Source organism: Actinokineospora cianjurensis, assembly GCF_003663795.1.
GTDB lineage: Bacteria > Actinomycetota > Actinomycetes > Mycobacteriales > Pseudonocardiaceae > Actinokineospora > Actinokineospora terrae.
The window spans coordinates 87541-101975 of sequence record NZ_RCDD01000003.1; the positions used below are offsets into that span (position 1 = coordinate 87541).

The 14435-nt window shown below is 71.9% G+C and carries 6 protein-coding genes; all 6 read right to left on the reverse strand.

Annotation, left to right across the window (positions count from 1 at the left end):
• Positions 1-198: 198 nt before the first annotated feature.
• The gene (locus CLV68_RS20180) at positions 199-1695 is read right to left on the reverse strand and encodes a glycosyltransferase family 39 protein (protein ID WP_121392476.1); all 1497 of its coding nucleotides are present in this window, start codon (positions 1693-1695) and stop codon (positions 199-201) included.
• Between the two features lie 194 nt (positions 1696-1889).
• The gene (locus CLV68_RS20185; RefSeq protein WP_121392477.1) at positions 1890-3428 is read right to left on the reverse strand and encodes an amino acid adenylation domain-containing protein; all 1539 of its coding nucleotides are present in this window, start codon (positions 3426-3428) and stop codon (positions 1890-1892) included.
• Positions 3429-3450: 22 nt separating this feature from the next.
• Positions 3451-4737, reverse strand: a complete 1287-nt coding sequence (locus CLV68_RS20190) for a serine hydrolase domain-containing protein (RefSeq protein WP_170224483.1) — start codon at positions 4735-4737, stop codon at positions 3451-3453.
• Positions 4734-4997, reverse strand: a complete 264-nt coding sequence (locus tag CLV68_RS34075) for a hypothetical protein (protein WP_170224484.1) — start codon at positions 4995-4997, stop codon at positions 4734-4736. The genes CLV68_RS20190 and CLV68_RS34075 overlap by 4 nt, the downstream gene beginning before the upstream one ends.
• Positions 4994-5323, reverse strand: a complete 330-nt coding sequence (locus tag CLV68_RS20195) for a hypothetical protein (protein ID WP_121392479.1) — start codon at positions 5321-5323, stop codon at positions 4994-4996. Before CLV68_RS20195 ends, CLV68_RS34075 begins: the two co-directional genes overlap by 4 nt.
• Positions 5320-14427 (reverse strand): non-ribosomal peptide synthetase, encoded by a 9108-nt coding sequence (locus CLV68_RS20200; RefSeq protein ID WP_121392480.1) that lies wholly within the window; start codon positions 14425-14427, stop codon positions 5320-5322. Before CLV68_RS20200 ends, CLV68_RS20195 begins: the two co-directional genes overlap by 4 nt.
• Positions 14428-14435 lie beyond the last annotated feature (8 nt).

A 14435-nucleotide genomic window follows, 5' to 3' on the forward strand; every position in this document is an offset into this window, starting at 1 on the left:
ATCAGCCGCGAGAACGACCCCGGAACCAACCCGGGGAACCACGCGGAACGAGCCCGGGATGTCACCCGGCAACACCACCGGGCGGCACATGCCACAGGGTCCCAACCGGACACTCGGCCGACCAGCGGACGGCAACAGCCCAGCGGTCGTGCGCTGGGCACGGACCGCTGGGCGGGGTGTTGCCGGACCGGTGTCCGGTCAGTCGCAGCCGGTCGCGCTGGTGGCCGTCACCGGCTTCGTGGTGTACGGGCACTGGAAGCCGATCCAGCGCAACCGCGGCCAGGTCTGCGCCCACGAGCGCACCGGGTCGCGGCAGACCAGGAACTCCTGACCACGGTCCGAAACCGGGAGGTCGAGGGTGAACGCGCCGCGCTGCTCGCAGGAGGCGAACAGGTCGGTGAACAGGGCGCGGTCGACACCGATGGCGATCACGACGGTCTTGTCCTCGGTCGGCACACCGAAGTCCGCGTACGAGTTGTGGCCGCTGTACGCCCGCGGCAGCCCGAGTTCGGGGCCGTACCGGTCCAGCGCCCCGGCCTGCCCGTAGTGGTTGCCGTAGAACACCGCGCGGGCCTGGTCCTCGGCGGGCAGCGCCCGGTACACGGCGGCGGCCTGCGCGGCGAGTTCCGGCCAGCCGACCTGGTCGAACTGCACGAAGGACGAGTTCTGCAGCACCCCGTCGTCGGCGTAGGTCTGGATGGGGAGCACGGGCAGGGTCAGCACCGCCGACAGCGCCGCGTTGGCGACCAGCGCCACGCCGATGACCACCTTGCGGGTCACCGTGCGCGTCCACCCGTCGACCACCACCGCACCGGCGGAGAGCAGCACGAACTGCAACGCCGACGCGTAGTTGGACGGCCCGCCGGTGACGATCAGCAGCGCGATCATCACCGGGAACGCCACCGCGACGAACCGGTACTGGCGCCACCGCGGCCTGCGCAGCAGCGCGACGAGCCCGGCGACCCAGAACGGGGTCAGGAACAGGCCCATGATGAGGATCAGGATGGGCAGGAACGACACGACGGCCAGGTCTTCGAGGGCCTTGGACACCGCGGCGGCCATCTCGAACTGCGGCCAACCGGTGAACGCCTGCCACAGCAGCACCGGCGCCGGGATGACCAGCGCGATCAGCACGCCGAGCGGGAGCCACTTGCCGCGCAGCAGGTCGCGCGGGCCGCAGACCAGCACCGACACGGCCAGCGAGATCAGCAGCAGCGCGATGAGGTACTTCCCGTAGAGCCCGACGCCCACCACGGCGCCGATGGCCAACCACAGCTTGAGGTCGCGGGTGCGCGCCATCCGGATCGCCAGCAACAACACGCCGACCCAGGACAGGGCGTCGAAGTCGTTGGTGGTCAGGAAGTGCCCGGTGTTGGCCACGAACCCGCTGGTCGCCGCGGCCGCCGCCGCGAGGAACTGGGCCCGTCCGGTGCCGCCGAGTTCTCGGGCGATCAGCGCGGAGAGCACCACCAGCGCGGCCGCGACCAGCGCCGGGGCGACGCGCAGCGCGGTGACGGTGTCGCCGAGGAGGATCGTCTCCAGGCGTGCCACCAGCGCGGGCAAGGGCGGCTGGTCGATCTGCGCCCACGCGAGGTGCTGGCCAGCGACGCGCGTGTACAACTCGTCGAGCAGGTACCCGTGCCTGCCCGCCAAGGCCATCAATGCGGCGAACAGCAGGCCCGCGACGACGAGCACGGATCGCCAGGCGATAGGCGCGAGTGCGCGTTCCGGCGGGATCCGGGTGTCTGATGTGGAGGGTGGGGAGGATTGGGTGGGCTGGGCGGGCTGGGAGGGTTGGGCCGGTGGAGTGGTCAGCACGGGTTGTCCGTTCTTCGCGGGGGCGGGGCTCGCGGGCCGGGTGTCCGAGCGAACCCCGTCCCGGTGCGCGGTCAGCTCGGGGACAGCGCCAGGAGGGCGGTGCGGTCGACCTTGCCGTTGGCGTTGAGCGGCAGCGCGGGCAGGTGGGTCAGCCGCTCGGGCACCATGTGCGCGGGCAGCCGCTCGCGCAGCCAGTGGGTGAACTGCCGGTCGGGCACCTCGGTGCCGGTGTAGAAACCGGCCAGCCGCACCGCGTCCCCCTCGCGCAGTACGACGACGACGGCCTGGGTGGCGGCCTCGTGCCGGGTCAGCACCGACTCGATCTCGCCGAGTTCCACCCGGTAGCCGCGGATCTTGACCTGCTGGTCCAACCTGCCGAGGTGGACCAGTTCGCCGTGCTCCCAGCGGACCCGGTCGCCGGTCCGGTAGTACTCCTCCGGCCCTGGGACCGCGCTCGACGACTCAGACCAGCGGCCGTCGTCGTGGACCAGGAACCGGCCCCGGTTGTCCTCCTCGCGCACATACCCGTCGAACCGCTGGACGCCGCGCACGCACAGTTCGCCCTCCACCGCGGGGAAACCGTCCTCACCGACGACGACCGAGGCCAGGAAGTCGTACACCGGTCCGATCGGCACGGTGTCGTTCGACGTGGTGGGCCACCGCGCGGGGTCGGCGGGCAGGCGGTAGCGGGTGCAGGCGACGGTCAGCTCGGTCGGGCCGTAGACGTTGTCGATGGGCGCGCTCGGGTTGAGCCGTTGCCACGCCGCCGCCTGCGTGTAGGTCAACTGCTCGCCGATGAACACGCTGTGCCGCAAGGTGGTGACCCGGCGGGCGGGCAGCGCGCCGAGGCCCGTGCTGACCGAAACCGCGGACGGCACGGAGAACCAGTGCGTGATGGCCCGGTCGACGAGGTAGTCGACCGGGTTCAGCAGGTCCTCGCGCTGCGGGCACACCAGGGTCGCGCCGCTGCTCCAGGTGGCGAACAGGTCGAACACCGACGGGTCGAAGGTCAGGTCGAAGGTGTGCGAGGTGCGGCAGCCGGGTTCGAGGCCGTAGTGGTCGGCGTTGTGCGCCACGTACGCCGCCGCCGCGCGGTGGGTGATCGGGACGCCCTTCGGTGTGCCGGTGGAGCCGGAGGTGAACAGCACATAGGCGACCGCGTCGGGGTCCGGGCGATGTGCGGGCAGGCTGCCGGGATCGAGATCGGGCACGTCGTCGTCGGCCAGTTCGAACACCGAGCCCGCGAGGTCGGCCAGGTCCCCGTCGAGCTGGTCGGCGCCGGACTCGTCGGCGATCAGCACGTCCGGGCGGGCGGTGCGGCAGATCAGGGCGTTGCGCCTGGCCGGGTAGCGCGGGTTGAGCGGCACGACGGCGGCACCGAGCCGGAGGGCGGCGAGGTACCCGGTGAACGCCACGAGGCTGCGGCTGGCCAACAGCGCGATCCGGGGCTGTGCCGTACCCGCAGCCAGGGGCAGTGCGGCGGCGAGGGCCTCGGCGTGGGCGTGGAGTTGCCGGTAGGTCACTGCCCGGTCGCCGACCTCCAGCGCGACGACGTCGGGGAACCGTGCGGCGGTGTCGGCGAACCGCTGGTACAGGGTGCGTTCGGTCATCGGGGATTCCTCCGTGGGGTGATCACGTGCGCCTGGCCAGGCGGCCGGTGACCTGGAGGGAGTGGATCTCGCCGGTGCCCGGGTGCCGGAGGAAGCGGCCGAGCAGGGGCAGCGCGCCGGTGCGGGCGGTGGTGGTGAACTGGTCGCTGTCGTAGCAGGTCAGCTCCGCGCTCGGCTCGGCGTCGGCGGCCAGGTGCAGGCGGCCCGCGTCCGCCGTGACGGTGTAGCTCTCGGACCCGTTGGTGTAGCGGCCAACGGCGTCGGTGGGCCCGGCCACCGGGTCGCCTGGGTCGACGAGGTGGGACATGGAGTGGTGGCCGATCTCGATGCCGAGTTCGGCGACGAGCGCCTCCCAGACGTCCACGCCGGTGTTGGCGTTGGTCAGCAGGGCGACGACCGTGCCGCTGTCGGGTTCCACGCGCAGGTGCGACCAGGCGCCGTCGCCGGTGCCGTCGTGGCCGAACCACTCCGGTCCGCTGCTCCGGTAGAGCGACCACCCCGCACCCCAGCCGTCAGCCAGCCCGAACGGCCCCGCGGCCAGCCCAGCGGTCACATCGCGCCGCATGTCCTTGGCGCGACCGGGATCCAGCAGTCCCGGCCCGGGATGACTGGGCAGGTGGGCTTCGGCGAACCGCACCAGGTCGGTGGCGCTGGCGGCCAGTGCGGCGACCGGTTCCTCCAGCGCGGTGACGGTCTGCGCGGCGACCGGGACCACCGTGCCATCGCGCAGCACGGCGTGCCCGGTGATGGGACCGCGGGCGACCGGGCCGAGCACGAACGAGGGCTTGATGTCCAACGGCCGCAACACCATCGACTGAACAGCCTCGCGCCACCCCATACCGGTGACCTCCTCGACGAGCAGGCCCGCCAGGAGGTACCCGGTGTTGGCGTAGGAGAACGCGGTTCCCGGCTGATGCGCCACGGCATGCCCGGCCCGCGTCCCGGCCCAGCGACGGCGGGTGGTGCCGGTGGGCAGTTCGTCGACATTGGCAGCTAGCCCGGCGGTGTGGCTGAGCAGCCCGCGCAGGGTGACCTGCCCGGTGGCCGTTCCGCGCACCTCACGCAGGTACTCACCGATGGGCTCGTCGAGCTCCAGATCGCCATCGGCCACCAGCATCATCGCGGCGGTGGCGGTGAACGGCTTAGTGAGCGAGCCGACCGGGAAGGCAGATCCGGCGGTGACCACGCGGCTGGTGCCGGAGGTCTCCACCCCGATCTCGGCGGTGATCACCTCGCCCCGCCACCGCACGGCGAGCTGCGCGCCCGGCACCGAGTGCACGGCCGCCAAGCGGGTCAACAGATCGGTCAACGTCCGGCGATCCACGACAACTCCCCCTCCACGATCGCACCACACTGGCGGGCGACGGCAGTGCACGGCTTCGTCAGCGAGCCAGCCAGCAAGGCGGAGCCGGCCGTTACCGCGCGGCTGGTGCGCGCGGTCGCCGCCCTGGTCTCGGTGACGATCACCTCGCCCTGCCACCGCACGGCGAGCTGCGTGCTCGCCACAGAATGCACGGCAGTTAAACGGGTCGACAGGTCAGTCAGCGTCCGGTGATCCACGGTGCTCACGGCACCTCTCTCTCGACCGTCGGGTCGCACCGGCGGGCGATGGCGGCAAACGGCTCGGTCAGCAGGCCGACCGGGAAAGCAAACCCGGCAGTGACCACGCGACCGGTCCCCGAGGTCTCCACCCCAATCGCGACGGCCGGCTGCGCGCCCGGCACCTTCCGCGCCACCGCCACCGACGCCCGCGCGATCGCCGGGTCGGTCGAGGTGTCGAACCAGTCCGACACCTCCTTGTCGTCCACCTGCGGCACCGACGACACGGGCTCCGGGTGCACGGCCGCCAAGCGGGTCAGCAGGTCAGTCAGCGTCCGGTGGTCCACGGTGCTCACGGCAGTTCTCCCTCGACCGTCGCGTCGCACTGGCGGGCGATGGCGGTCAGGGCGGCCAGGAACTCCCCCGCCACGTGTTCGACGGTGGACAAGTCGTGGACTGCGGTGGAGTAGTGCCAGTCGAACGACAGGCGTCCGTCTTGTGCGGCGCCGACGATCTCCAGGAGCTGCAACGCCTTTTCGCCGGAGTGCTGTTCGGCGCCGGTGCTGTCGTGGAAGGTGTGGTAGAGGGAGCGGCCGGCTACGCGGGTGATCTCGTCGATTTGGCTGTGGTAGTTGAACACCACCTGCGGATGGGCACGCTCCGCCAGTACTCCGGACGGGCTGAGGTGGGACAGTGCGCCGTGGCTCAGGCCGTTGGTGGGTACCGCGCGCAGACTGCGGCGCACAGACTTCACCAGCGACGCCCAGTCGTCACCCTCAGGCACGGCGAGCAGCACCGGGTACGAGGTGGTGAACCAGCCGACGGTGCGGGACAGGTCGACGTCGTCGAAGATCTCCTCGCGGCCGTGGCCCTCCAGTTCGACCAGCAGCCGGTCCGAGCCGGTCCAGCGGCACAGCGCCCAGGCCAGTGCGCCGAGCAGCACGTCGTTGACCCGGGCGCGGAAGGTGCCGGGGGCGACGTGCAGCAGGATGGCGGTGTCCTGTTCGGTGAGCGAGAACCGCAGCACCTGCCGGGAGGACACGACGTTGGGCCCGTTGTGGTCGACCGGGAGCGGAGTCGGAGCAGGGAGGGCGACCCAGTGTTCGAGATCGTCGTCGAAACCGCCGTCGATGACGTGTCCGGCCAGCCGCAGCGCCCAGTCGCGGAACGAGGTCGTCTTGGCGCCGAGTCGGACAGGCTCGCCCGCGCGGGCCTGGCGGTACGCGGTGTCCAGGTCGTCGCTGAGCACCCGCCACGACACGGTGTCGATCACCAGGTGGTGGGCGGTGATGTGCAGCCACGGGCGGCCGCCGGGGCCGCAGTCGAACAGCACCGCGCGCAGCAGCGGCCCGTTCGCCAGGTCCATTGTGGAGTCAGCCTCGACCGAGAGCGCGCGGATCACCTCGGCGCGGTCGGCCTCGGCGACGGCGGAGAGGTCAACGCGCCGGAGCACCTCGCCCGCTTCCACCGGCGCGTTGTACTGCGTCCACCGCCCGTCCTCGACGGTGTAGCGCATGCGCAGGGCGTCGTGGTGGTCGAGCACGGCGGCGAACGCGGCGCGCACGGCGGCCTCGTCGACACCCTCGACCAGTTCGACGAGGACGGCCTGGTTGAAGTGGTGCGGCGCGACGGGCTCGCGGTCGAAGAACGAGCGCTGGATCGGGGTCAGCGGCACCGCGCCCTCGACCACGCCCTGGTTGGCCACGACCCGCTCGCCCTGGCCCGCCACCGCGGTCAGCTCGGCGATGGTCGGGTAGCGGAACAGGTCGCTCGACGAGATCGCCAGGCCCGCCTGCCTGCTGCGGAACACCACCTGGATGCTGAGGATCGAGTCGCCGCCGAGGTCGAAGAAGTTGTCCCGGGCACCGATCCGGGCCACGCCGAGCACGTCCGCCCAGATCGCGGCCATGGCGTGTTCGTCGGGGCTGCTCGGGGCCACGTGCGGCCGGTCAGCGGACCCCGCAACGGGAGCGGGCAGCGCCCGGCGGTCGACCTTGCCGTTCGGGGTGAGCGGGAACCGGTCGAGGACGACGAACGCGGCGGGCACCATGTGCTCGGGCAGCGCGGCGGCCACGAAGGCCCGCAGCTCGACCGGATCCAGCTCACCGTCAGGCACGACATACCCGACCAGTTGCTTGCGACCGGGCCGGTCCTCGCGGACGACGACCGCGGTCGTGGCCACCCGGGGGTGCCGGGCGACGGCCTTCTCGACCTCGGCCAGCTCGATCCGGAAGCCGCGGACCTTGACCTGGTCGTCGGTGCGCCCGACGAACTCCAGGGTGCCGTCGGGGCGCCTGCGCATGAGGTCACCGGTGCGGTACACCCGGGACCCGGGCGGTCCGAACGGGTCCGCGACGAACCGCTCGGCGGTCATCCCCGGCCGAGACAGGAAGCCTCGGGTGACACCGTCACCGCCGATGTACGCCTCGCCCGCGACACCGACCGGGACCGGGTTGAGGTCGCGGTCGAGCAGGTGCACGGTGGAGTTGGCGACCGGCCTGCCGACCGGCACCGCCACCGCGCCTGCCGGGATCTCCTCGACCGGGGAACAGGTCGCCGTCACCGAGCACTCGGTGGGCCCATAGGCGTTGACGATCCGCAGGTCGGGCAGCCGGTCGAGCACCTTGGCGCAGTGCGCGGGCGAGAGCGCCTCGCCGCCGCAGACCACCTTCCGCAGTCCGGACAGGATGCCGGGGTCGGTGTCGGCGATGGCGTGGAAGAACCCGGCCGCGAAGGACATGGCGGCGACGTCGTTGGCCCGCAGGAAGTCCGCGAGCTCGTCCACCGAGTGGAAGCCGCCGGGCCGAACGGCCAGGCAGGCGCCGGTGAGCAGGGCGTTCCAGATCTCGTTCTGGGCCGCGTCGAACGAGATGGAGTGGTGCTGGGCGATGACCGGCGCGCCGCCGAAGGTGTGCTCGCCCTCGGCGAGGACCAGCCGCACCAGACCCCGGTGGGTGATCATCGAGCCCTTGGGGATGCCGGTCGACCCGGAGGTGAAGATCAGCCCGGCGAGGTTGTCCGGGTGCACAACCACCGCAGGTAGCGGGGCCGCGACAGCCCTGGGCCCGTCGAGCAGGAACACCTCCGCCGCCGTGGCCGGAAGCCGGTCGACCAGTCGGGACTCGGTGAGCACCAGCGGGACGGCCGTGTCGGCGAACAGGTGGGCCACGCGCTCGGCCGGGTAGCCCGGGTCGACGGGCACGTAGGCGCCGCCTGCCTTGAGCACGCCGAGCAGCGCGGTGATCATGTCCGGTCCGCCATCGAGGAACACCGCGACCGGGACCTCCAGCCCCACACCGCGCATGGCCAACTCCCCGGCCAAGAGATCGGCGCGGGCGTCCAGTTCGCCGTAGGTGAGCCGCACGTCCCCGCAGACCACGGCGGGTGCGTCCGGGGTGCGGCGCGCGTGGTCGGCGAAGATCTCGTGCAGGCACCGCTGCGGGTACTCGGCCGCCGAGTCGTTCCAGTCGACCACGAGCCTGCGCAGTTCCTCGCCACCGACCGCGGGCAGCCGTGACAGCGGCGCGGTCGGGGACTCGACCAGGTCCGACAGCGTGCGCAACAGGTGCTCGGACATGCGTGCGGCGGTGTCCCGGTCGAACAAGTGCGGGTCGTAGCCGAAGCGCATGCTCAGCGCGCCGGTCAGCTCGGCGACACAGGTCAGGGCGAAGGTGGAGGACTCGGCGCTGGTCATCGACCGCGCGACCAGCCCGCTCTTGCCTGCCGCGTCGGCGTCCCACGGGTAGTTCTCGAACACCACGGCGCTGTCGAACAGTCCGCTGCCCTGCTCCACCTCGCTCCACTGCCGCACCTGGGCCAGTGACACGTGTTCGTGCTGGCGGGCGTGGACCTGCTGCTCCTGGATCCGGCGCAGCCAGGACGCGACGTCGAGGTCGCGGTCGAGGGTGATCCGGGCGGGCAGGGTGTTGATGAACAGGCCGATCATGTCGTCGGCACCGGCGAGGTCGGCTGGCCTGCCGGACACGGTGGTGCCGAAGCAGACGTCGCGTTCGCCGCTGAACCGGGCCAGCAGCAGCGCCCACGCGGCTTGCAGGATCGTGTTGACCGTGACCCGGCTGTGGCGAGCGAAGTCGACCAGTCGAGTGGTGTCGACGGCACTCAGGGCCAGGTCGAACCAGGCGGAGTCGTGTGTCTGGTGCGCGCGGGTAGGGACGCGGTCGAACGGGAGCGGGGTGGGCGCGGTGAACCCGGCCAGCACGCCGCGCCAGTGCTCCGCCGCCGCGTCCTGGTCCTGTTCGCCGAGCCACCGCACGTACTCGCGGTACGGCCTGCGGGCCTTGGGGGCGACCGGGGTCCGCGCGGCGTACTGCTCGTAGACGTCGGACAGGACCTCGGCGAAGCTCCAGCCGTCCAGCAGGATGTGGTGCGACGAGCAGAGCAGGAACACGCTGGTGTCGCTGGTCCGGGCCAGGTGCAGGCGCAGCAGCGGCGGGCGGGTCAGGTCGATCCGAGTGCGCTTGGCCTCCTCCCACAGCGCCCGCTCGGCCTCGTCGCGCTCGGCCTCGGTCAACCCGCGCCAGTCGTGGTGCGCCACTGGCAGTCGAACACCCTTGTGGACGACCTGACGGGGCTCGCCCGCCTCGGCGCCGGACACCGCCGTGCGCAGGACCGGGGTCGCGTCGAGCACGCGCTGCCAGGCCCCGTCGAGCTCCCGGGGGTCGGTGACGCCGTCGAGGTGAACGCCGAAGTGGGTGAGGTAGATGTCGGTGTCGTGCCCGCCGAGGGAGTGGAACAGCAGGCCGTTCTGCATGGGGGTCAGCGGGTAGACGTCCTCGACCAGGGTTCCGTCGCCCGCGATCCGGTCAACGCTCGCCTGGTCCAGCCCGGCCAGCGGGAAGTCCGACGGGGTGCGGCCGCCGGTGCCCGGCTGGGCGCAGTGCTCGACGATCTCGCGGAGCGCGGCGGTGTACTCCTCGGCCAGGCGCGCGATGGTGGCGTGGTCGTGGCGGGCGGTGGAGTACTCCCAGTCGAACCGGAGCCGCCCTTCGCGGACCATGCCGATGACCTCGATCAGGTTGGCGCGGGCGAGGTCGTCACCCTCGTCGCGGACCGGACTGGTTAGCCAGCGCCGGTAGGGGGCGCCGTCGTCGGTCTCGTCTAGGTCTAACCGGCCGTGGTAGTTGAACCCGACCTGGCACTCCCCCACCTGCCCGAGGCCAGAGTCCTCGGCGAGGTAGCGCAATGCGCCATAGCCCAGGCCCGCGGAGGGGACGGCGCGGAGGCGTTCCTTGACGGTCTTGATGGTGGTGGCCCAGTCGGGTCCGGGGGTGAGGGCGACGGGGTAGATCGTGGTGAACCAACCGACCGTGCTGGACAGGTCGACGTCGGGGAACAGGTCTTCGCGGCCGTGGCCCTCGATCTCGACGCCGATGGTGGCGCCGCCGGTCCAGCGGGTCAGCACGGCGGCAAGCGCACTGAGCAGGATGTCGTTGACCTGTGTGCGGTAGGTGTCGGGCACGTCCTGCAACAAGGCCGTGGTCGTGTCCGGGTCCATCTCGACCGACACCACGGCTGAGCTGCCGACCAGGTTCGGGCCGTCGTCGTCGACCGGGAGAGGCTGGTCGACCTCCCGCTCCACGGCGGCCCAGTACTCGCGCTCAGCGTCGAAGCGGCCCGCCGCGACGGCTTCGTGCAGGCGCTCCGACCAGTGGCCGAACGAGCTGGTGCGCCCGGGGAGTTCGGGCGCGCGGCCTTGCGCGGCGGCGGCGTACGCCTGTGCGAGGTCCGCGAGGATCACCCGCCAGGACACGCCGTCGACCACGAGGTGGTGCGCGGCGAGGAGAAGCCGGGAAGCGTCATCGGAGGTGAACAGGATGGCGGCACCCACGGGACCACCGGTCAGCCGCATGCCTATCTGCGCGGCCAAAGTAGCCGTTCGAACAGCGGCTTCCCAATCCTCCACAACGGACAAGTCGACCGACTGGCTGGTGATGCCGTGGCCGGACTCGGTGTAGTGCTGGCGCCATCCATCGGCCGTGTGCTCGAACCGGAGGCGGAACGCGTCGTGGTGGTCGAACACGGCGGTCAGCGCGGTGTCCAGCGCGGCGAGGTCGACCTCGGGCGCCAGTTCGAGGAACACCGACTGGGTGTAGTGCGCCGCGCCGTCGGGGAAGCGCTCGAAGTACCAGCGCTGGACCGGGGTCAGGCGGGCCTCACCGGTCGCGGGGCCTGCCACGGCGGTGGGCGCCTCGTCGACGGTGACCATGCGCGCCAGTTCGGCGATGGTCTGGTGCAGGAAGATCTGCTTGGCGCTGAGCCGCAGACCGGCCTGCCGGGCCCGGGACACGACCCGCAGGCCGACGATGGAGTCGCCGCCGAGGCCGAAGAAGTTGTCGGTGACGCCGATCGCGGCCCGGTCGGCGCCCAGCAGGTCCGCCCACACCTCGACCAGCACGGTCTCCACGTGATCGCGCGGCGCCACCCGGTCTGCCGCACCGCGCACCTGCCACTGCGGCGTCGGCAGGGCGCGGCGGTCGAGGGTGCCGTTCGGGGTCATCGGCAGCGCGTCGAGGACGACCAACGCCGAGGGCACGGCGGGATCGGGCAGGCTGTCGGCCAGGAACGCGCGGAGCGCGGCCAAGTCGGGCACGCCACCAGCGGCGGGCACCGCGTAGCCGACCAGGCGGTCGCGGCCGTCGTCGGTACGCCGCACGGCCGCCGCGGCAGCGGAAATGCCCACGTGGCGGGCCATGGCGGTCTCCACCTCGCCGAGTTCGACGCGGAACCCGCGGACCTTGACCTGGTCGTCGACCCGGCCCGCGATCTCCAGGGTGCCGTCGACGCGCCACCGGCCGACATCGCCCGTCCGGTAGAGCCGAGCCCCGGGGGTCGTGGCGAACGGGTCGGCGGTGAACCGCTGCTCGGTCAACTCGGGGCGGTTGAGGTAGCCCTGGGCGACACCGTCGCCGCCGACGTGGATCTCGCCGGGCACACCGACCGGCACCGGGCGGCCGTGCGGGTCGAGGACGTAGACCGTGGTGTTGGCCAGTGGTCGACCGATCGGCATGATCGCCGGGCCGTCCTCGCCGACCGACCGCACGTCGAACACCGTGGAGTCCACAGTGGTCTCGGTGGCGCCGTAGTTGTTGGTGACCAGGGTATCCGGACCGAGGTGGGCCAGTACCTGGGCGCAATCCTCGACCAGCCACGGCTCGGACCCGATGGCCAGCACGCGCAGCGCGGCGAGACCGCCGACCCACTCCGGCTCCTGGGCGACGGCCTTGAGCAGCGACGGCGTGGTGATCAGGATCTGCGGCGCCTCGGCCGCGACCAGCGCGGCGAGCGCGGGTGGGTCGGTCATCACCTCGGCGGGGCCGACGAGCATCTCGCCGCCGAACAGGGCCGAGAGCAGGAAGTCGCCGAAGAACAGGTCGACACCGAGGCTGGACACCGACAGGCAGCGCCCGCGCAGTGCGCTCAGCCCGTAGCGGTCGTCCCAGACGTGCACGATGAAGTGCACGTTGCGGTGGCTGATCCGCACACCCTTGGGCTTGCCGGTCGACCCCGAGGTGTAGACGACGTACGCCAGGTCGTCCGGCGACACCTCGACACCAGGCGCCGAATCGTCCGAAGTGGACTCGACTTCGTCCGGGAAGAGCAGAGCCGCACCGGTTCCGGTGACCCGGTCGCTCAGCGCCCGCTCGGTGATCACCACCGGGACCGCGGCGTCGGTCAGCATCTCGGTCACCCGCCGCGCCGGGTACTCGGGGTCCACCGGCACGAACGCGCCACCGGCCTTGAGCACGCCCAGCAGCGCGACCACGGCGTCCACACCGCGATCGAGGCAGACCCCGACCAGCACACCGGGCCGCACGCCCAGCTCCACCAGGTGGTTCGCCACCTGGTTGGCTCGGGCGACGAGCCCGGCGAAGGTGAGCCGGTCGTGCCCGCTGCGCACGGCCACGGCGTCGGGGTGCAGCGCGGCGCGGTCGTCGAACACCTCGTGGATCGGGCGGACCGGCCCGGTCGCCAACTCGCGGCCTTGCCAGCCGACTGTGAGGTCGTGCTGTTCGCGCTCGGTCAGCATCGCCAGCCCGCGCATCGGCTCCTCGGGGGCCCGGACCGCGCTCTCCAGCAGGACCAGCAGGTGCCCGCCCATGCGCTCGACGGTGGCCGCGTCGTAGAGGTCGGTGCTGTACTCGACCGAGCAGGTCAGCGCGTCGCCGTGGTCGTCGAAGTCGAACGCGAGGTCCAGCTTCGCCACCTCGATGGGCGGCTTCACCTCGGTCACCACCAGCCCGGGGATGGTGGGCACGGTGTCGGCGGTGTTCTGCAGGTTGACCATGACCTGCACCAGCGGCGGCCTGCTCGGGTCGCGCTCGGGCCGCAGCGCCTCGACCAGCCGGTGGAACGGCACGTCGGCGTGCGCGAACGCCTCCAGCAGGGTCGAGCGGAACGCGGCGAGGAACTCGGTGAACGTCGCGGTCTCGTCGACCTGGGAGCGCAGCACCACGGTGTTGATGAACAGGCCGACGAGGTCGTCCAGTTCGGGCAACTCGCGGCCCGCGGTGACCGTCCCTACAGCGATGTCCCGCTCCCCGGAGTACCGCGACAGCAGCACCGTAGTCGCGGCGGCCAGCGGCATGAACAGGGTCGACCCGCTCTCCACCGCCAGTGCGCGCAGCCGGGACACCAGGTCGGCGGGCAGGTCGAACACGTGCACCGCGCCTGCGGGCGTGCGCACGGGTGGGCGAGGTCGGTCGGTGGGCAGGTCGAGGGGCCGCACGCCGTCGAGGACCCGGCGCCAGTGGTCGAGCCCGTCGTCGAGCGCGCCACTCGATGCCCGGTCCTGCTCCCAGGCCGCGTAGTCCGGGTACTGCACCACCAGGTCGGGCAGTTGCGGTGCGGTGCCCTGGACCTCGGCGGTGTAGACGGCGGCGAGTTCGCCGAAGAGGCGTCCGGTGGACCAGCCGTCGCCGACGATGTGGTGCATGGTCAGCGCGAGCACGTGTTCCTGCTCGGCGACCCGCACGACCTGCGCGCGCAGCACCGGTCCGGTGCGCAGGTCGAACGGTGTGGCCATCTCGGTGCGCAGGTGCTCCAGCACAGCGGTTTCGCCATTACCGTCCAGCACGGGGACCGGCACGGGGATGTGGGCGCGCACGATCTGCACGCCGCGCCCGTCGATCGAGTCGAACGTGGTGCGCAGCGACTCGTGCCTGCTGACGACGGTGTCGACGGCGGTGGTCACGGCGTCCAAGTCGAGGTCGCCGCGCAGCCGCAGCGCCCAAGTGGCGTTGTACTCGACGCTGCCCGGGTCCAACTCGGCGAGGAACCACAGGCTCTGCTGGGCCGAGGACAGCGGCAGCGGGCCGCCGCGGGCCACCACCGGCACGGTCGGCGCCGGGGCCGCGGGCGGTTGGGTCCCGGCGAGCCTGCGCAGCGCTTCCGCACGCAGGTGCTCGGGCAGGGCGGCGAGCTTGTCATCCAAAGACGTCACGGGGAGGT